Source organism: Collimonas sp. PA-H2 (assembly GCF_002564105.1).
In the GTDB taxonomy this organism is placed as follows: Bacteria; Pseudomonadota; Gammaproteobacteria; order Burkholderiales; family Burkholderiaceae_D; genus Collimonas.
Genome location: NZ_PDBX01000001.1, coordinates 2,795,054 through 2,814,440, shown reverse-complemented (window position 1 = coordinate 2,814,440; position 19,387 = coordinate 2,795,054). Strand labels below are relative to the sequence as shown.

The 19,387-nt window shown below is 57.5% G+C and carries 19 protein-coding genes and 4 tRNA genes; 8 read left to right on the top strand and 15 right to left on the bottom strand.

Features of this window, described 5'->3' with window-relative positions:
• Positions 1–46: 46 nt before the first annotated feature.
• From rpoB to BCF11_RS12695, 13 genes are all read right to left on the bottom strand, one after another.
• Entirely contained in the window at positions 47–4,153 is a 4,107-nt protein-coding gene (rpoB, locus tag BCF11_RS12755; protein ID WP_098495075.1) for a DNA-directed RNA polymerase subunit beta, read from the bottom strand.
• A gap of 269 nt (positions 4,154–4,422) precedes the next feature.
• Complete coding sequence (gene rplL, locus BCF11_RS12750; RefSeq protein WP_098495074.1) at positions 4,423–4,797, bottom strand: 50S ribosomal protein L7/L12; 375 nt, start codon at positions 4,795–4,797, stop codon at positions 4,423–4,425.
• Positions 4,798–4,870: 73 nt separating this feature from the next.
• Positions 4,871–5,368: a 50S ribosomal protein L10 gene (gene rplJ, locus BCF11_RS12745; RefSeq protein ID WP_098495073.1), complete on the bottom strand. Its 498-nt coding sequence runs from the start codon at positions 5,366–5,368 to the stop codon at positions 4,871–4,873.
• Between the two features lie 385 nt (positions 5,369–5,753).
• Positions 5,754–6,449, bottom strand: coding sequence for a 50S ribosomal protein L1 (gene rplA / locus BCF11_RS12740; protein ID WP_098495072.1), 696 nt, complete (start codon positions 6,447–6,449; stop codon positions 5,754–5,756).
• On the bottom strand, positions 6,449–6,880 hold the full coding sequence (rplK, locus tag BCF11_RS12735) for a 50S ribosomal protein L11 (RefSeq protein ID WP_014004382.1): 432 nt from the start codon (positions 6,878–6,880) through the stop codon (positions 6,449–6,451). Before rplK ends, rplA begins: the two co-directional genes overlap by 1 nt.
• 143 nt (positions 6,881–7,023) lie before the next feature.
• Complete coding sequence (gene nusG / locus BCF11_RS12730) at positions 7,024–7,623, bottom strand: transcription termination/antitermination protein NusG (RefSeq protein ID WP_061936347.1); 600 nt, start codon at positions 7,621–7,623, stop codon at positions 7,024–7,026.
• The gene (gene secE, locus BCF11_RS12725; RefSeq protein WP_098495071.1) at positions 7,623–8,006 is read right to left on the bottom strand and encodes a preprotein translocase subunit SecE; all 384 of its coding nucleotides are present in this window, start codon (positions 8,004–8,006) and stop codon (positions 7,623–7,625) included. Before secE ends, nusG begins: the two co-directional genes overlap by 1 nt.
• Before the next feature lie 36 nt (positions 8,007–8,042).
• Positions 8,043–8,118: transfer RNA gene (locus BCF11_RS12720), tRNA-Trp, on the bottom strand.
• 110 nt (positions 8,119–8,228) lie between these two features.
• A complete protein-coding gene (tuf, locus tag BCF11_RS12715) occupies positions 8,229–9,425 on the bottom strand; it encodes an elongation factor Tu (protein ID WP_098495070.1) in 1,197 nt (398 codons plus the stop codon).
• A 151-nt stretch (positions 9,426–9,576) separates the two neighbouring features.
• A tRNA-Thr gene (locus BCF11_RS12710) sits at positions 9,577–9,651 on the bottom strand.
• 92 nt (positions 9,652–9,743) lie between these two features.
• Positions 9,744–9,817, bottom strand: a tRNA-Gly gene (locus BCF11_RS12705).
• Between the two features lie 79 nt (positions 9,818–9,896).
• Positions 9,897–9,982: transfer RNA gene (locus BCF11_RS12700), tRNA-Tyr, on the bottom strand.
• Positions 9,983–10,151: 169 nt separating this feature from the next.
• A complete protein-coding gene (locus BCF11_RS12695; RefSeq protein ID WP_098495069.1) occupies positions 10,152–11,252 on the bottom strand; it encodes a gamma-glutamyl-gamma-aminobutyrate hydrolase family protein in 1,101 nt (366 codons plus the stop codon).
• 223 nt (positions 11,253–11,475) lie between these two features.
• On the opposite strand from BCF11_RS12695, the gene BCF11_RS12690 reads away from it, so the two are divergent.
• The 3 genes from BCF11_RS12690 to BCF11_RS12680 are packed head-to-tail and all read left to right on the top strand — an operon-like array spanning position 11,476 to position 14,281.
• Positions 11,476–12,063: an NAD(P)H-dependent oxidoreductase gene (locus BCF11_RS12690; protein WP_098495068.1), complete on the top strand. Its 588-nt coding sequence runs from the start codon at positions 11,476–11,478 to the stop codon at positions 12,061–12,063.
• A 16-nt stretch (positions 12,064–12,079) separates the two neighbouring features.
• On the top strand, positions 12,080–13,924 hold the full coding sequence (gene kefC / locus BCF11_RS12685; RefSeq protein ID WP_098495067.1) for a glutathione-regulated potassium-efflux system protein KefC: 1,845 nt from the start codon (positions 12,080–12,082) through the stop codon (positions 13,922–13,924).
• Positions 13,925–14,281 (top strand): ArsC/Spx/MgsR family protein, encoded by a 357-nt coding sequence (locus tag BCF11_RS12680; protein ID WP_098495066.1) that lies wholly within the window; start codon positions 13,925–13,927, stop codon positions 14,279–14,281.
• A gap of 114 nt (positions 14,282–14,395) precedes the next feature.
• Here BCF11_RS12680 and BCF11_RS12675 read toward each other — a convergent pair whose 3' ends face one another.
• Complete coding sequence (locus BCF11_RS12675; protein ID WP_098495065.1) at positions 14,396–14,590, bottom strand: DUF2905 domain-containing protein; 195 nt, start codon at positions 14,588–14,590, stop codon at positions 14,396–14,398.
• 32 nt (positions 14,591–14,622) lie between these two features.
• Positions 14,623–15,819 carry a class I SAM-dependent methyltransferase gene (locus BCF11_RS12670; protein WP_098497478.1) on the bottom strand — a complete coding sequence of 399 codons (1,197 nt, stop codon included), beginning with the start codon at positions 15,817–15,819 and terminating at the stop codon, positions 14,623–14,625.
• 97 nt (positions 15,820–15,916) lie between these two features.
• Here BCF11_RS12670 and BCF11_RS12665 point away from each other — a divergent pair, with 97 nt between their 5' ends.
• The 5 genes from BCF11_RS12665 to BCF11_RS12645 all read left to right on the top strand — a co-directional run bounded on the left by BCF11_RS12665 (position 15,917) and on the right by BCF11_RS12645 (position 19,342).
• The gene (locus BCF11_RS12665; protein WP_098495064.1) at positions 15,917–16,678 is read left to right on the top strand and encodes an SDR family NAD(P)-dependent oxidoreductase; all 762 of its coding nucleotides are present in this window, start codon (positions 15,917–15,919) and stop codon (positions 16,676–16,678) included.
• 7 nt (positions 16,679–16,685) lie between these two features.
• A complete protein-coding gene (locus BCF11_RS12660) occupies positions 16,686–17,084 on the top strand; it encodes a dihydroneopterin aldolase (RefSeq protein ID WP_098495063.1) in 399 nt (132 codons plus the stop codon).
• Positions 17,085–17,143: 59 nt separating this feature from the next.
• Complete coding sequence (gene ttcA / locus BCF11_RS12655; RefSeq protein ID WP_233212468.1) at positions 17,144–18,157, top strand: tRNA 2-thiocytidine(32) synthetase TtcA; 1,014 nt, start codon at positions 17,144–17,146, stop codon at positions 18,155–18,157.
• Between the two features lie 105 nt (positions 18,158–18,262).
• Positions 18,263–18,595, top strand: a complete 333-nt coding sequence (locus tag BCF11_RS12650; RefSeq protein ID WP_098495061.1) for a YegP family protein — start codon at positions 18,263–18,265, stop codon at positions 18,593–18,595.
• A gap of 156 nt (positions 18,596–18,751) precedes the next feature.
• The gene (locus BCF11_RS12645) at positions 18,752–19,342 is read left to right on the top strand and encodes a YXWGXW repeat-containing protein (protein WP_098495060.1); all 591 of its coding nucleotides are present in this window, start codon (positions 18,752–18,754) and stop codon (positions 19,340–19,342) included.
• The last annotated feature ends 45 nt before the right edge of the window (positions 19,343–19,387 follow it).

Here is a 19,387-nt window from a genome sequence, read left to right as displayed (position 1 = left end):
GCAACGCTGCCCACCCTACTGCTCTGTACTGCACCAGTACGACGGATTACTCGCGGTCGAGATCCATATCGATACCCAGCGAGCGGATTTCTTTCAACAGAACGTTGAAGGATTCCGGCATGCCTGCATCGATCACATGGTCACCCTTGACCAGGTTTTCATACACCTTGGTACGACCGTTCACGTCATCCGACTTCACTGTCAGCATTTCCTGCAGCACGTACGACGCACCGTAAGCTTCCAATGCCCAAACTTCCATCTCACCGAAACGCTGGCCGCCGAACTGTGCTTTACCGCCCAGTGGCTGCTGTGTAACCAGCGAGTAAGGACCGGTAGAACGTGCATGCATCTTGTCGTCGACCAGATGATGCAGTTTCAGGTAATGCATGTAGCCGACAGTGACGTTGCGCTCGAAAGCTTCACCGGTACGGCCGTCATACATCGTTACCTGGTTCTTCGAAGGCGTCATGCCCAGCTGCTTGGCGATGGCGTCCGGATAAGCCAGATCCAGCATGCGGCGGATTTCATCTTCGTGCGCACCGTCAAACACCGGCGTTGCGAACGGCACACCCAGCTTCAGATTGTCCGCCAGATGCAGGATTTCCTCGTCGCTCAGGCTGTCCAGATCTTCTGTCTTGCCCGATTCGTTGTAGATCGTGTTGAGGAACTTGCGCAGTTCAGCAATCTTGGTTTGCGCCTTCAGCATTTCGCCGATACGCAGACCCAGACCCTTGGCAGCCCAGCCCAGATGCACTTCCAGAACCTGACCGATGTTCATACGCGATGGCACGCCCAGCGGGTTCAGCACGATGTCTGCTGGTGTACCGTCGGCCATGTGCGGCATGTCTTCGATCGGCAGGATGCGCGAAACCACACCCTTGTTACCGTGACGGCCGGCCATCTTGTCGCCTGGTTGCAGACGGCGTTTAACAGCCAGGTAAACCTTGACCATCTTTTGTACGCCAGGCTGCAGCTCATCGCCCTGGGTCAGCTTCTTGCGCTTTTCCTCAAACGCCAGGTCGAACTGATGACGCTTCTCGGCGATCGATTCCTTGATCGCTTCCAGCGCTACCGCTGCATCGTCATCCGCCGGGCGGATATCGAACCAGTGGTATTTGTCCAGGTCTGCCAGGTATTCCTTGGTCAGCTTGGCGCCCTTGGCCAGTTTCTTCGGACCGCCGTTGACAACCTTGCCGATCAACATGCGTTCCAGACGTTCGAAAGCATCGCCTTCAACAATCCGCAACTGGTCGTTCAGGTCCAGGCGATAGCGTTGCAGTTCGTCGTCGATAATCTGTTGTGCACGTTTGTCGCGCTGGATGCCTTCGCGAGTGAACACTTGTACATCGATCACTGTACCGACCATGCCAGAAGGCACGCGCAGCGACGTATCTTTAACGTCAGAAGCCTTTTCACCGAAGATCGCGCGCAGCAGCTTTTCTTCTGGCGTCAGCTGGGTTTCACCCTTAGGTGTCACCTTACCGACCAGCGTATCGCCGGCTTCGACTTCAGCACCGATGTAGACGATGCCGGACTCATCCAGACGCGCCAGCTGGTTTTCGGCCAGGTTGGAGATGTCGCGGGTGATTTCTTCAGCGCCCAGCTTGGTGTCGCGTGCAACTACCGACAACTCTTCGATATGGATCGAAGTGTAGCGGTCGTCAGCCACGACTTTTTCGGAGATCAAAATCGAATCTTCGAAGTTGTAGCCGTTCCATGGCATAAACGCCACCAGCATGTTCTGGCCCAGAGCCAGCTCGCCCAGATCGGTCGATGCGCCGTCGGCGATCACGTCGTGCTTGGCGACGCGGTCGCCAACTTGCACGATTGGCCGTTGGTTGATGTTGGTGTTCTGGTTCGAACGTGTGTACTTGATCAGGTTGTAGATGTCGACACCGACTTCGCCGGCAGTCGCTTCTTCGTCATTCACACGAATAACGACACGACCCGCATCGACGTAATCAACGATACCGCCACGCAGTGCCTGCACGGTTGTACCGGAGTCAACTGCCACGGTGCGTTCGATACCGGTACCGACCAATGCCTTCTCTGGACGCAGGCAAGGAACTGCCTGGCGCTGCATGTTGGCACCCATCAATGCGCGGTTCGCATCATCGTGTTCGAGGAACGGGATCAGCGATGCTGCAACCGAAACCACCTGGCCTGGCGCCACGTCCATGTACTGGACGCGTTCTGGCGATACCAAGATGGTTTCGCCGGCTTCACGTGCGGAAACCAGTTCATCCGACAGCTTCAGGGACTTGTCGATGGTCGCATTCGCCTGGGCGATGATGTAGCGGCCTTCTTCAATTGCCGACAGATAGTCGATCTGCTCGGTAACCTTGCTGTCTTCAACCTTGCGGTACGGAGTCTCGAGGAAACCGTATTCGTTCAGGCGAGCATACAAAGCCAGCGAATTGATCAGACCAATGTTCGGGCCTTCCGGTGTTTCGATCGGGCAGACACGGCCATAGTGGGTTGGATGCACGTCGCGCACTTCAAAGCCAGCGCGCTCACGGGTCAAACCGCCCGGTCCAAGTGCCGATACACGGCGCTTGTGGGTGATTTCCGACAACGGGTTAGTCTGGTCCATAAACTGCGACAACTGCGACGAACCGAAGAATTCACGGATAGCGGCCGAAATCGGCTTGGAATTGATCAGGTCATGCGGCATCAGGTTGTCCGCTTCGGCTTGGCCGAGGCGTTCCTTGACAGCACGTTCAACACGCACCAGGCCAGCGCGGAACTGGTTCTCAGCCAGTTCGCCGACGCAACGCACACGACGGTTACCCAAGTGATCGATATCGTCCACTTCGCCGCGGCCGTTACGCAATTCAACCAGGATCTTGATCACCGCCAGCACGTCGTCGTTCGACAGCGTCATGGCGCCAGTCAGTTCATCGCGGCCGATGCGGCGGTTGAACTTCATGCGGCCGACAGCCGACAGATCGTAACGATCAGCGTTGTAGAACAGACCGTTGAACAGCGCTTCAACCGAATCTTCGGTTGGCGGTTCGCCTGGACGCATCATGCGATAGATCGCGACGCGGGCAGCCATCTGGTCGTTGGTGTCGTCGCTGCGCAGAGTCTGCGAGATGTAGCTACCTTGGTCCAGGTCGTTGGTGTACAGAGTCTGGATGTCGCTGATGTCAGCTTCACGCAGCTTGGCCAGCAATTCTTCGGTCAGCTCGTCGTTGGCGTTGGCCACTACTTCGCCAGTGTCGCCGTCAACGATGTTACGCGCCAGGACGCGGCCCAGCAGGTAGTCTTCCGGCACCGAGATATGCTTGATGCCAGCGGCTTCGACGTCACGCACGTGCTTGGAATTGATACGCTTGTCTTTCGCGACCAGGACCTTGCCAGCTTTGTCGGTGATGTCGAAACGCGCAACTTCGCCACGCAGGCGTTCTGCTACGAATTCCATCTCCGCGCCTTCGTTACGCAACGCGAAGTTGTCGAATACGAAGAAGTTGGCCAGGATCTGCTCGACCGACATGCCGATCGCTTTCAGCAGGATCGTGACAGGCATCTTGCGGCGGCGGTCGACGCGGAAGAACAGGATGTCTTTCGGGTCGAACTCGAAGTCCAGCCATGAACCGCGGTAAGGAATGATACGGGCCGAGAACAGCAGTTTGCCGGACGAGTGCGTCTTGCCGCGGTCATGTTCAAAGAACACGCCTGGCGAACGATGCAGCTGCGACACGATAACGCGCTCGGTGCCGTTGATGACGAACGAACCGGTAGTCGTCATGAGCGGCAATTCGCCCATGTAGACTTCCTGTTCTTTCATTTCCTTGACGACCGGCTTGGTCGGTGATTCCTTGTCCAGGATCACCAGACGCACCTTGGCGCGCAATGGCGACGCGAAGGTCAGGCCACGCTGTTGGCATTCCTTGACGTCGAACGGCGGATCGCCGAGCACGTACGACAGAAATTCGAGACGCGCAAAACCATTGTGCGAAACGATAGGGAAAATTGAGGTGAAAGCCGACTGCAGGCCCTCATTCTTACGTTGAGACGGTACTTTGTCTTGTTGCAGAAAGCCAAGATACGACTCGAGCTGGGTCGCCAGCAGGAACGGAACGTGGTGAACGTTAGCGCGTTTCGCAAAAGATTTACGAATACGCTTCTTCTCAGTAAATGAGTAGTGCATTGAACACTCCGTGAGTGACAGGAAGGATAGAGAATTCAGGATTCGCTGGATATTTTGGTGAAACTAGACAAAACTAATGTACTAGCTACACTGTCTTAACCAACAATTCCTCAAGTCTCAGCCCTTCGAGCTTGATGGCAACGGACGCTTAATAAAACAACAAGCGCTAAACAAAATCAAAAACGACAAAGGAGCCAAAGCCGAACCCTCCTTTTCGAGAGTTCTGCACTTTGACTCCAGCGCAATAAATGCGCTCTAAAAAGCTGAAATTACTTAACTTCAGCTTCTGCGCCGGCTTCAACCAATTTCTTGGCTGCTGCTTCAGCGTCGGCTTTCGAAACGCCTTCTTTAACTGGCTTCGGTGCACCGTCAACCAGGTCTTTAGCTTCTTTCAAGCCCAGACCGGTGATTTCGCGAACTGCCTTAATTACGCCAACCTTGTTCGCGCCGAAAGACTTCAGAATAACGGTGAACTCAGTTTGCTCTTCAACTGCAGCAGCTGCGCCGCCGCCTGCGCCGCCAGCAACTGCAACAGCAGCTGCGGAAACGCCAAACTTCTCTTCAAATGCCTTTACCAGGTCATTCAATTCCAAAACGGTCAGGGCGCCAACTGCGTCCAGGATTGCGTCTTTGTCAAGTGCCATGTGAAACTCCTAATTTTTTACAGTAATAACATCTGATTGGTTTTAACGCTAAGAAAGCGCCGTGAAACTGCAATTAAGCAGCTTCGGCTTCTTTCTTTGCTGCCAGAGCAGCCAAACCACGCACAAATCCAGAAATCGGTGCCTGCATCATGCCCACAACTTGGGCCAGCAGAACTTCGCGACTTGGAATGTTTGCCAACGCTTGTACACCCGCCTTATCCAGCGACTTACCAGCGAAATTACCTGCCTTGACGACCAGTTTGTCGTTGGTTTTTGCAAAGTCGTTGATGACTTTTGCAGCAGCAACGGCATCCTCGGAGATCGAATAGATCAACGGGCCGGTCATTTGCGAAGCGAGGTCGGCAAACGCGGTACCTTCAACGGCGCGACGTGCCAGTGTATTTTTCAATACACGCAAGTACACACCCTGGGTACGCGCATTAGCGCGCAGTTGGGTCAAGTGACCAACCTGGATGCCACGATATTCGGCCACGACGATAGTCTGTGCATTTGCAACTTTTGCAGAGACTTCGGCGACTACGGCCTTTTTGTCATTCAGATTGAGACTCAAGATCAACCTCCAAAAATGATGCTCGGACATTACACAACCGCAAATGGCTGCTTACCTCACATCGGTTCGAACACGGCGTCCGAAGTTAGGAGTTCAGAACTTGCGCATGATCACTCGGAGTGAATCAGGACGCAGCGATGAGACTACAAAACTTGTTCGGGTACACCATCTGCGTTGGGTTGCTTGCGCGATTTAACTTTGTGCCGCAGCTTATAAACTCCTGCGACACGCCGCCCAACGGTCTTTGATTGCCTGGATCTGCATCGTTACCGCCAATACAGGTCCAGCCCAAAGATTCGCCTGCAGACTTTCGCCTGCAGGACTTAACTCTTAATCAGTTGAGGACAGAGTACCGCTACGCTTAACTCTGTCCCGCAATACTTTATTAAGCAGCCAGAGTCGATTGATCGACACGGACGCCAGCGCCCATGGTCGAAGACATCGAGATCTTGCGCAGGTATACACCCTTGCTGGTGGCTGGCTTTGCTTTGCTCAATGCGTCGATCAGTGCCAACAAGTTGGACTTCAGTTCTGCATCGCTAAACGATTTACGGCCGATGGTTGCGTGAACGATACCGGCTTTGTCGGTACGGTATTGCACTTGACCGGCTTTTGCGTTCTTGACGGCAGTAGCGACGTCAGGAGTAACAGTACCAACCTTCGGATTAGGCATCAAACCGCGTGGGCCCAGGATCTGGCCCAGGGTACCAACGATACGCATGGTATCTGGCGATGCGATCACGATATCGAAAGGCATGTTGCCGGCTTTGATCTGCTCAGCCAGGTCTTCCATGCCAACGATGTCGGCGCCGGCAGCTTTAGCTTGTTCGGCTTTTTCGCCGGAAGCAAATACTGCAACGCGAACGGTCTTGCCGGTGCCAGCTGGCAGCACGACAGAACCGCGAACCACTTGGTCCGATTTCTTTGCATCAACGCCCAGCTGGACGGACACATCGATCGATTCGTTGAATTTTGCAGTTGCGCATTCCTTGATCAACGCCACAGCGTTGTCGAATGGATATGCCTTGGTGCGATCAACTTTAGCTTTGATCGCTTTTGCGCGTTTAGTTAACTTAGCCATTACAGACCCTCCACCGTGATGCCCATCGAACGAGCAGAACCAGCGATAGTACGAACGCCGGCTTCCAGATCAGCACCAGTCAAATCGGGCTTCTTCAAGGTAGCGATTTCTTCTGCTTGCTTACGGGTGATCGAACCAACCTTAGTGGTATGCGGCGTAGCCGAACCCTTGGTGATGCCAGCAGCCTTCTTGATCAGGATCGTTGCTGGAGGAGTCTTCATCACGAATGTGAAGGACTTGTCAGCGAACGCGGTGATCACGACTGGAATTGGCAGGCCCGGCTCAACACCTTGGGTCTGGGCATTGAATGCCTTACAGAATTCCATGATGTTCAGACCGCGCTGACCCAGTGCTGGACCAATCGGTGGGGATGGGTTTGCTTTACCAGCTGGAACTTGCAGCTTGATAAAACCAATGATTTTCTTTGCCATGATGGCTCCTACGTTAAGTGAGTATTAGCGCCTTTTTGATACTCCCCGATGAATGGGAAGATTTAATAGGGCTCCTCTTACTGCATCGGATTCCTCGGGCTTTCGCCCGTGACGCTCCGAACGGCGTTGATTCTTGAATTTACTTAGACTTTTTCGACCTTGTCGAATTCCAGTTCAACCGGCGTAGCGCGGCCGAAGATGGTGACGGTCACGCGTACGCGCGATTTCTCGTAATTCACTTCTTCGACGTTGCCGTTGAAGTCGGTGAAAGCACCTTCCTTGATACGCACCAGCTCGCCGACTTCATACAGAACCTTAGGCCGTGGCTTCTCGATGCCGTCTTGCATCTGCTGCATGATCTTGTCGACTTCATGCTGCGGAATCGGGGTAGGCTTGTTTGACTTGCCGCCGATGAAACCGGTCACCTTGTTGGTGTTCTTTACCAGATGCCAGGTTTCGTCCGTCATTTCCATCTCGACCAGGACATAGCCCGGGAAGAAACGACGTTCGGTAACGGCTTTCTGGCCATTCTTGACTTCGATTACTTCTTCAGTCGGCACCAGGATCTGGCCGAACTGTTCTTGCATTCCAGCGCGGTCAATGCGCTCGGTAAGCGCGCGTTGCACGCTCTTTTCCATACCGGAATAAGCATGCACCACATACCAGCGCTTTTTGCCCGCTGGCGCCGAAGGCGTTACAGCAGGCGGCGTTGCTTGCGCATCGTTTTGTGTGCTATCGCTCATTATTGTTTCCAACCCAATATCACGTCGTACAACAAGACCTCGAGGATCTTATCGATGCCCCACAGGAAAATCGCCATCACCAGCACAAATGCGAAAACGATGGCAGTGATCTGCATCGCTTCCTTGCGGGTCGGCCAGACCACCTTTTTTGTCTCACGCACGGCTTCTTTGGCGAAACCAAGGAACTCACGGCCTTGGGTCGAAGTCCATGCCAGCGCAACTGCCGCCACCAAACCGGCAACCAGTGCACCAGCGCGCACCAGACCAGACTGGCCCGACAAAAAATAAAAGCCGACAACGCCGGCGACGACAGCCAAAACTGCCAGTATTACTTTGAGCTTGCTGCCGGATTCGCCGACAGTTTGCACAGGGTGGTTAGACATACGCGGTTTACTTTCAGTACCCTACACCTGAATCGGTGGCAGGGGCGGAGGGCATCGAACCCCCAACCTCCGGTTTTGGAGACCGGCGCTCTGCCAATTGAGCTACACCCCTACGCTTAAAACTCTTTCCTGATCGGCCGCTTGGCAACTTCTTGCTTACCGATCAGACATCAACGCCGCGAGACGGGTTTTCCCGGGTCGCGGCGATTACTGCTATTTCAATTACGCGTCAGGCAGGATCTTGGCAACAACGCCTGCACCAACAGTACGGCCACCTTCGCGGATCGCGAAACGCAGACCTTCTTCCATCGCGATCGGGTTGATCAGCATGACTGTGATCGACACGTTATCGCCTGGCATGACCATTTCTTTGTCTTTCGGCAACTCGATCGAACCAGTCACGTCCGTAGTACGGAAGTAGAACTGTGGACGATAGTTGTTGAAGAAAGGTGTATGACGGCCGCCTTCGTCTTTCGACAGAACATAGATCTCGCCAGTGAAATGCTTGTGTGGCTTGATCGAGTTCGGCTTGGCCAATACTTGGCCCCGCTCTACGTCTTCACGCTTGGTGCCGCGCAGCAGCACGCCAACGTTGTCGCCTGCTTGACCTTGGTCCAGCAGCTTACGGAACATTTCAACACCAGTACATGTAGTGTCTTGTGTGTCACGGATACCGATGATTTGCAGGGCTTCGCCAACCTTGACGATACCGCGCTCAACACGACCGGTCACAACAGTACCGCGGCCGGAGATCGAGAACACGTCTTCCACTGGCAGCAGGAAAGCGCCATCAACAGCACGTTCCGGTGTCGGGATGTAAGTGTCCAGTGCTTCAGCCAGAGCGACGATCGATTGCTCGCCCAATGGGCCAGTGTCGCCTTCCAGAGCCAGCTTCGCCGAACCCTTGATGATTGGCAGGTCGTCGCCTGGGAATTCGTACTTGCTCAACAGCTCGCGCACTTCCATTTCGACCAGCTCGAGCAACTCTTCGTCGTCGACCATGTCGCACTTGTTCAGGTACACGATGATGTATGGCACGCCAACTTGACGCGCCAACAGGATGTGTTCGCGCGTCTGCGGCATTGGGCCGTCAGCTGCCGAGCAAACCAGGATCGCGCCGTCCATCTGGGCAGCACCGGTGATCATGTTTTTAACATAGTCAGCATGGCCTGGGCAGTCAACGTGAGCGTAGTGACGGTTGGCAGTTTCGTATTCAACGTGAGCAGTGTTGATCGTGATGCCGCGCGCTTTTTCTTCTGGCGCTGCGTCAATCTGATCGTACGCTTTGGCTTCGCCGCCAAACTTCTTCGACAATACTGTCGCGATCGCTGCTGTCAGCGTGGTCTTGCCGTGGTCGACGTGGCCGATAGTGCCGACGTTGACGTGCGGCTTGGTCCGCTCAAACTTGCCTTTTGCCATCTTAGACTCCTAAAGATTTGATGAGAATGTTCAGGCCAGCGCCCGACCGTCTTACAGATTGAAAACTCGAATTGAAAACCCGAATCAATAGTGACATCCAACTTTGACGGCGCCAGTGCCGGCGCCGCAAATAAAACCGAGATACTAAATCTGGTGCCCTTGACGTGGATCGAACACGTGGCCTCTCCCTTACCAAGGGAGTGCTCTACCACTGAGCTACAAGGGCTATGCTGTATGCGTGCTTCCTGTTAACAACACGCCCAACTTAATGTTCTTGCTTTTTTCTTACTGCTTTTGCTGTTTTTTTGCAAATTCTACTGGAGCGGGTGAAGGGAATCGAACCCTCGTCATAAGCTTGGAAGGCTTCAGCTCTACCATTGAGCTACACCCGCGAGATCATTTCAATTCAGCTCACTTCACTTCTACCGCCGCACTATCTTTTACAGCTGCTGCTTGTACTTCTTCCCAAAATGGTGGAGAGGGCTGGATTCGAACCAGCGTACTCGTAAGAGGGCAGATTTACAGTCTGCTGCCATTAACCACTCGGCCACCTCTCCGCAGGGAACCCCAGATTATAGTAAAGCACCCTCTGAGTGTCAACTGTGGAAATCGATTTCTTCTAAATATTTCTTAGTTTTTTCGATTTCCCCGTCGCATTACCGTCGGGCCCAGCCGGAATCGGGAAAAAGCGTAAAAACACTTCACCGGCCAAGGCGCGAGATAATATCAGAAACGCGTCTCGCGTGCAGCTCTTAAAAATCCATCGAGGATTGGCGTGCAATCCAGCAACTGCGGACCGCCGGCCCGATGGAATTCCGGATGCCATTGCAAACCCATGACAAAAGCTGCCTTGCGGTAACGAATTGCTTCGACGATATTGTCGCTGCCGGAAATCGCTTCCACCGTCAGGTCGCGCCCCAGGTCGCGCACCGCCTGGTGATGGATGGAATTGACCACCCATTCGCTCTGCTCGCTGCCGTGGGTATTGAACAAGGTTGCCAGAGAGGAATCCGGCGGAAACTGGATCGCATGGTGCAGCCGGTCGTATTCATCGTTCACATGCTTGATCGAGGTCGGCACATCGGTGGCAATGTCCTGATACAGGGTGCCGCCGAAGGCCACATTGATCAATTGACAACCACGGCAAATCCCCAGCACCGGCTTGCCGGCTTCGATGAATTCATGCAGCAGCTCCAGTTCGTACATGTCGCGCACGCGGTCGCCGCCCCATTCCGGCCGGGTGGCCGCCTGGGCGTAGCTTTGCGGCGAGACGTCGGCGCCACCCTGCAGCACCAGGCCGTCCAGGTGCTTGGCGTAGTCACGCAAGCGGATCGAACTGGGATGGACCAGGCCGTTGGTGTTGACGGTAGGAATCATGAACACCAGCACATTGCGCGACATGACCCATTGCGCGATCGACTCTTCCAGGTATTGCAGGGTGCGCCCGCGCAAACCCTTGGCGCCTTCTTCCGGATGGAAGATGCGCGCCGAGATGCCGATCTTCAGGGTCCGCTGCATCATGCGGCGGCCGGCCTTGTCCGACAGCGCGCGGAAACGCGCCGCGATCAGCTTCCAGGTTTGCGGCCAGGGAGGAGAGTCGTCACCGCCCGGACCGGCGGCCCTGAACGCGGCGGCAGGGTGGGAATGGGCTGCAGCCGGTTCTGGCTGAGCTGCGGCGGGTTGCGGCTGCGGCGACTCCTTGGCGGCCGCCGCAACGGGCTCAGCCTGGGCCGCTTGAGGCGTTGCGGGCGGCAGGGGTTCGAAGGTCCCCTCTGGAACGGAATTGGCTGGATCGCTGGGCGGATCGCTCGGTTTGGTGTCGGACATATTTATCAGGAATTGTCAGAAGTAAAAATGTTTGCGAAAGTACTGCTAGCATGTGGCTGCGAATAAAACAGCGCAGCACTTTGTCAGGCCGATCAAAAAACTATTTGCCAAAGTATAGGCTCGATTAGCCTGTGAGCATGGTTTTCACGATCGGTTCAGCCAGAATTAGCCGTTTGCCGAATATTTCCCTTTTTGATTTGCTTAAATACCCAGCCTTGCCGACATGTCCAAACCACCGCAAATCCTGATCCTGTATGCGCATCCGACGCCCCACCATTCACGCGTCAACCGCCGCCTGGCGCAGGCCGCCGCCAAGATGCCGAACGTCAAGGTACACGACCTCTACGAGCTCTATCCCGATTTCCATATCCCGGTGCGGCGCGAGCAGGCGCTGCTGCAGGAAGCCGACCTGGTCGTGTTCCAGCATCCGGTGCAGTGGTACAGCATGCCGGCGCTGCTGAAACAATGGGTCGATTCGGTCTTTGCGCCCGGCTGGGCTTACGGCCCCGGAGGCGACGCCTTGCGCGGCAAGGATTTCTGGCTGGTCGCCACCCTGGGCGGCTCGGAGCGCTCCTATCAGCCAGAGGGACACAACCAACGGCCGTTCTCCGCCTTCCTGCCACCTTTCCAGCAGACCGCCGAGCTGTGCGGCATGCGCTGGCTGCCGCCGCATCTGCTGTTCGGGGCCCACCAGGTCAACCAGCAAACTCTGGCGGCCTACATAGATACCTACAAGAAGCGCCTGTCGCACTATCCCAACTGGCCCGAACTGCTGGCAGCCAGCACAACTGAGCCATTAACCAGCATCTAAGCGGTACCTGAACCTTATGGAACAAAGTCTCTTATTCAATGCCTTGATCTACCTGGCCGCGGCGGTCGCCGCGGTACCGGTCGCCAAGCGCCTCGGCCTGGGTGCGGTGCTGGGCTACCTGTTGGCCGGCATGGCGATCGGCCCCTGGGGTCTGCGCCTGATCGACAATGTCGAAGACATCCTGCACTTCTCCGAGTTCGGCGTGGTGCTGCTGTTGTTCATGATCGGCCTGGAACTCGAACCGAAACGTCTGTGGTCGCTGCGCCGTTCGATCTTCGGTTGGGGCGCCGCGCAGGTGATAACGGTGTCGCTGGCGCTGTTCGGCGCCGCGGTAGCGGTCGGCGTCGACTGGAAAACCGCGCTGATCGCCGGGCTCGGCATGTCGCTCTCTTCCACCGCGATTGCGCTCGCCACCATCAACGAGCGCAAGCTGACCGGCACACCGGCCGGCCGCGCCGGCTTTGCCATCCTGCTGTTCCAGGACATCGCAGCGATCCCCATGATCGCCATCGTGCCCCTGCTCGGCGTCGCCGCCGCCCATGGCAGCGGCGAAGGCTGGATCGGCGGCCTGAAAGTGCTGGCGGTGATCGCTACCCTGATCGTCGGCGGCCGCTATCTGGTGCGGCCGCTGATGCGCATGATTGCCCGCACCGGACTGCGCGAAATCTTTACCGCCTTCGCCTTGTTGCTGGTGATAGCCATCGGCCTGCTGATGGAATCGGTCGGCATGTCGATGGCGCTGGGCAGCTTCCTGGCCGGCGTCCTGTTGGCCGATTCCGAATACCGCCATGCGCTGGAAACCGATCTGGAGCCGTTCAAGGGCTTGCTGCTAGGACTCTTCTTCATCGCCGTCGGCATGTCGGTCGACTTCGGCCTGCTGCTGAGCCATCCCTGGCTGATCCTGGGCCTGGTGGCCGGCTTCCTGGCGATCAAGCTAGCGGTGCTGTATTTGCTCAGCAAAGTGTTCCAGATCGCCCGCGCCCAGCAATTCCTGTTTGCCGCACTGCTGTCGCAAGGCGGCGAATTCGCCTTCGTGGTGTTCGGCGCAGCCGCCACCGCCCGCGTCTTTTCCGAGGAAACCTCCTCCATCCTGGTGGTGGTGGTAGCTTTGTCGATGGTGACCACGCCGCTGTTTCTGGTGCTGTACGACAAAGTCATCGCCCCCTATTTCCTGAAGGCGCAAAAACGGCCGGACGACGACATCGACGACAATGAAAACCCGGTCATCATCGCCGGCTTCGGCCGCTTCGGCCAGATCATCGGCCGCCTGCTGCACGCCAACAAGATCGGCCTGACTGTGCTCGATCACGACCCGGACCAGATCGAATTGCTGCGCAAATTCGGCTTCAAGGTGTTCTACGGCGACGCCACCCGCATCGACCTGATGCATGCCGCCGGCATCGCCAAGGCGCGCCTGCTGGTGGTGGCGCTGGACGATATCGAAGGCAGCCTGAAGCTGGTGGCGGCGGTGCGCCATGAATTTCCCGACCTGCAGATCATCGCCCGCGCCCGCAACGTCACCCATTATTTCGACCTGATGGACCTGGGCGTCACCGTGATCGAGCGCGAAACCTTCGAATCGGCGCTGCTGCTGGGCCGCGAAGCCCTGCGCAGGCTCGGCTTCGGCGCCTACCGGGCGCGCCAGGCGGCGATGAAATTCCGCGCCCACAACCTGCAAACCCTGCACGATATGTATCCGCACCAGAAAGACCAGCAGCAGATCGTCTCGATCGCCAAGCAGGCGCGCGAAGAACTGGAAGAAATGTTTGCGCACGACCGCATCTTGCGCGAGGATATGCCCGCCAGCGGCTGGGACGATGAAGTCGTACCGCTGGATGAGACTACACAGGAATCTAAATAAATGATCACGATCTATCACAATCCGCGCTGCTCGAAATCGCGTGAGGCCTTGGCCATGGCTGAGCAATTCAGCAATGAACACAAACTCAAGCTGGATATCGTCGACTACCAGAAGACGCCGCTGACGCTGGCGCAGCTGAAGGATCTGCACTGGATCCTGGGCGGCCCGGTTGGCGCCATGCTGCGCGACAGTGAGCCGGAATATGCGGCGCTCGGCCTGGCGCAGGCCGACGATGTCGCCTTGCTGGCGGCACTGGCGGCGCATCCGAAACTGCTGCAGCGGCCTATCGTGGTTTACCTGAAGCGCGCGGTGATTGCACGGCCGCCGCAGTTGCTCGACCAGCTATTCGAGATTTAAACGTAGGGTGGGCACACCGTGCCCACGCGGAAATTCCCGCTATGTTCCTGACGGCTTCTGTGCGAAGAGACGTGCCCATACTCCGGGGTCACGCGTGGGCACGGTGTGCCCACCCTACAATATCCGAACCAGCAGGAAGATCACGGTCGACAGCAGGATGGTCGAGGCGAACGGCAGCGAGAAGTTCTTGCCGAACAGGGTGAAGCGCACATCGCCGGGCAGACGGCCGAGGCCGAGTTTTTCCAGCCAGGGCAACGCGCTGGAAAACACAATCACGGCAACGAAAATCACCAGCATCCAGCGAATCATGCGGCGCTTTCAAGGAACAGAGTCATATGGGGCTACAGGCGGTGACTGCGGTCATGGCGGCTGAAACGCTCGGGCAATTCAGCTCCGGTGCCTACCGCCAGCACCTTGAACAGCTCGCCCATTTCAGCCGGCGACACCAGTTTTTGCAAGGCGTTGGCCTGCGGCAGATACTGTAAAGCATTCTCGGGCGGCGTGCGCAACAGCAACTGGCCGATGCCCGCCTCCAGCAAAAAGGAAGCCTGGCTGGTGTAACCCAGCAGATCCAGGCCGGAATCCAGCGCGGCCCTTGCCATGGCGGTGAAATCGACGTGCGCGGTGACATCCTGCAAACCCGGCAGGTAGAAAGGGTCAGGATGGGCATGATGGCGGTAGTGGCACATCAGGGTGCCCTGGTCGCGCTGCTGCAGATAATATTCCGCCGCCGGGAAACCGTAATCGAAGAAAATGGCGACCCCGCCCTTGCCCGCTTTCAGCATCGCCGCCAGCGAATGCATGAAGCCGATGGCGACCGGATGCACTTCGGTCAGATGGCCGGGCACCAGCGTATCGGCATCGGGAATCTGCTCTATCAGCGCCGGATCGGCAGGCCGGTCGATGTAGACAAATTGCTCACCTTCGCCGGCGAGGCCGTGATTAAGAGCAACCCCGCGCTGCTGCCAGCCCTGGCCTTGCTCGCCCAGCACCACCAGCTCGACCGGCATCGCATCCAGCACCTCGTTGCCGAGCACCACGCCGGAAAATGCCTCAGGCAGGCGGTCCAGCCACTGCACTTGCGGAAATTCCCGCAGCTTGTGCTGCTGGCGGGCGCGCAGTTCGGCCGACAGTTCGACGATGTAATAGGCTTGCAGCGGCTGCGCCGCGTCGCCGTGGGCGGCCAGTTCGGTCAGTTCGGTCAGGATATCGAAGGCCAGCTGGCCGCTGCCGGCGCCGAATTCGAGGATCTGCGGCTGCAACGCCGGGGAAGCAGCGCGCAACTCTGTTGTCAATTGCGCCAAAGTTGCGCCAAAAAGCGGCGTAATCTCGGGCGCGGTTGTAAAATCACCGTCTTTGCCCAATTTTGCTGCGCCGCCGCTGTAATAACCGAGGTCCGGCGCGTACAGCAGCAGTTCCATATAACGTGCGAACGAAATCCAGCCCTGCTGCAGGCGGATTTCAGTGGCGATCAGATTGTGTAACAGGCGCGATGCGCGCTGTGCTTCGACCGAAGCTTCAGGTAATTGCAGTTGCATGGCGCTATTGTAGGAGATAACGCGCGCGCTCAGCGCAAAACCAGTCCGGTTCCACCAAAAGTAGTCCATTAGCAATCCATTAAGTCAGTTTGTCATTATGCCAACCAGAAACGCTCCAGACCATGCCGTAGCCCTGATCACCGACGCCGCCAGCGCGGTCGGCCGCGCCATTGCGCTGGCGCTGGCGCGGCAGGGCTGGCAGCTGGCGCTACATCATCAGGAAGAGCAGGCGCCGGCGACGCTGACGGCGCTGCTGCAGGAGTGCCAGGCGCTGGGCGTCAAAGCGGTGGCCGTGCGCTGCTGCCTGGATGATGAAAAAGACATCGCCGCCTTGCTGCCGGCAGTCGCCGTGGCGCTGGGCGCGGTCCGTTGCCTGGTCAATAACGCCAGCCACATCGAGCACGATAGCGCAGCGGCATTTTCGCCGGCCGGCCTGGCGCGCCACATGCAAATCAACCTGGCGGCGCCGCTGCAGCTGGCACAGGAACTGCACGCGGCCACGCTCAAAAACCCGGGTACGCAGGCGGTGGTGATTAATCTGCTGGACCAGAAGCTGTTCAATCCGCAGCCGGATTTTTTATCCTATACTTTGTCCAAAGCCGCGCTGCACAGCGCCACCACCTTGCTGGCGCAAGCCTTTGCGCCGCAGGTACGGGTGGCCGGCATCGCGCCGGCGCTGCCGGCGGCCGACTCTGCTATTGACCCTGCCGCTTTGGAAGATATCGCGGCGACAGTCTGTTTTGTCGCCGCTTCCTCCGCCATTACCGGCAGCACGCTGCTGGTCGATGGCGGCCGACATTTGCATCCTCACCCACGGGACAAGAGCGGCGCCCCAGGCCCGCTGTTCCAACCTCACTGAAAAAGCCATGCTCTCCGCACTCATCCATCCCGACCTTAGCGATTGCCGTCGCCTGTTCCTGCGCGACTACGAAGTGCAGATCAATATCGGCGTCTACGAATCTGAAAAACAAGGCACGCAGCGCGCGCTGATCAACGTCGACCTGTTCGTGCCGCTGGCTTTGTCGACGCCGACCAAAGACCATGTGGATGACGTGCTGGACTACAATTTCATGCGCAATACCGTGGCCAAGCGCATGGCGCAGGGCCATATCCATCTGCAGGAAACCCTGTGCGACGACCTGGCCAACGCACTGCTGCTGCATCCGCGCGTGCGCGCAGTGCGGGTATCCTCGGAAAAGCCGGACGCCTATCCCGACTGCCGTTCGGTCGGCGTCGAAGTATTTCGCATCAAGCCGAAAGCCTGAGCCGCACCACAGCGCAACCAAGAATCGCCATGAATCATTTATTGAAGCAGGAAGTCCTTATGCAAGACCAATCATCCGCAGCAAGCCAGCCGTCCTTGCCGGCGCACGACGCCGCCGGCGCCCCCAGCCACAAGAGCGCTGAAAAGATCGCCCACGAAAACAACAAGCTGCACAAGCGCCTGTGCCGCCAGGTCGGCCAGGCGATCGGCGATTTCAACATGATCGAAGATGGCGACAAGGTGATGGTCTGCCTCTCCGGCGGCAAGGATAGCTACGCCCTGCTGGATATCCTGATGACCCTGCGCGAACGGGCACCGATCAATTTCGAGATCGTCGCCGTCAACCTCGACCAGAAGCAACCGAACTTCCCCGACCATATCCTGCCGGCCTACCTCGACAAGCTGGGGGTCGCCTACCACATCGAAAACCAGGATACCTACAGCATCGTCAAGCGACTGATCCCGGAAGGCAAGACCACTTGCTCGCTGTGCTCGCGCCTGCGGCGCGGCATCCTGTACCGCGTCGCCAGCGAGCTGGGCGCGACCAAGGTCGCCCTCGGCCATCACCGCGACGACATCATGGAAACCTTCTTTCTCAACATGTTCTTCGGCGGCAAACTGAAGAGCATGCCGGCCAAGCTGCAGTCGGACGACGGCAAGCAGATCGTGATCCGGCCGCTGGCCTACGTTAAGGAAGCCGACCTGATCCGCTACGCCGAGGTCAAGCAGTTTCCGATCATTCCCTGCGACCTGTGCGGCAGCCAGGAAAACCTGCAGCGCAAGCAGATCAAGGGCATGCTGCGCGAGTGGGAAAAGAAATTCCCTGGCCGGGTCGACAATGTTTTTGCTTCCTTGTCGACGGTGGCGCCGTCGCACCTGATGGACCGCAATCTGTTCGGCTTCACCGGCCTGAAAGCCAGCGGCATCGCCGACCCCAACGGCGATATCGCGTTCGACGACGATCCTTGTTCGACGCCCACCGGCGCGACCGTCTCCAGCATCATTCCGCTGCAGGCAAGCGTGCAGTCCGATGCACAGTTGGACGCGCAGTTAGATACGCAGTTAGATAATTAAGCAACAGTATTGCATTCACCGCCAGAGCTATATAATCAAAGCGGACGAGCGGCGCAGACAGCTATTTCGTCGCCGCTTCGTCTGCAACCCATCAGGAGAAGCTCAATGGCAGGGTCCTATGTACTCAAGAAGTCTGTGGATGGACAGTTTTACTTCCTGCTCTACTCTGACAACGGCGAAGTGGTGCTCAACAGCGAGATGTATGTCGCCAAGGCATCCGCCGAAAACGGCATCGCCTCGGTACAGATCAACAGCGCCCAGGACGATCGCTACAGCCGCAACCAGGCTTCCAACGGCAGGTTCTATTTCAACCTGAAGGCCGCCAATCACCAGGTCATCGGCAGCAGCCAGATGTACAGCACCACCAGCGCGCGCGACGCCGGTATCCACGCCGTCAAAAAAAACGGCCCCAACACCAATATCAAAGACGAAGCCTGAAGCCGTAGTCGGCGGCAGCAGAAACGCTCCGGAACGCCTTGCCGGGCCAGCTTGGCCGGCTTGCGCACGGGTGAATTGCAAGCATTTGTAATGCCTGTATTCATTCCGCACGGCAAAACGTTCTAATACGCGGGATCTTTATTTTGGGAGACAAAAATGAACCGCCGTCGTTTTCAACGTTATCTGGTATTGTCCGCCGTCGCAGCCGCTACGGTGTCGCTGGCCGGCTGCGTGGTCGAGCCGCCGCGCACCCGCGTCGAATACCGCGAAGTCAAGGTCGTACAGGCGCCGCCGGCGCCGCTGGTGGAAGTGGTGCCGCCGGCGCCCTACCCCGATTCCTACTGGATCGGCGGCCACTGGAAGTGGGAAGGCAATCGCTACGTCTGGAACAACGGCCATTGGGAGCAGTCGCGCCCGAACATGGTTTTCCAGCACGCGTACTGGAGCAATGACGGCGGTCAATGGAATTTCCATCCGGGCCGCTGGGTGCAGATCAACAATACCTACAATACCGCTCCGGTCGTGATCAACATCGCGCCGCCGCCGCCACGGGTGGAAATCATGACGCCGGCGCCTAGCCCGGAGCACGTCTGGATCGGCGGCTACTGGCGCTGGGACAACGGCCGCCACGACTGGGTCAACGGCCACTGGGAAGCGCGCCGCGACGGTTATTTCTGGGCGCCCGGTCACTGGGTCCGCAACGGCAACGGCTGGGCCTTCTCGGGCGGTTTCTGGCAACATTATTAACGCCGCCGGTGACCTGATACAGCCGTTGGCTCCCTGGAGCCAACG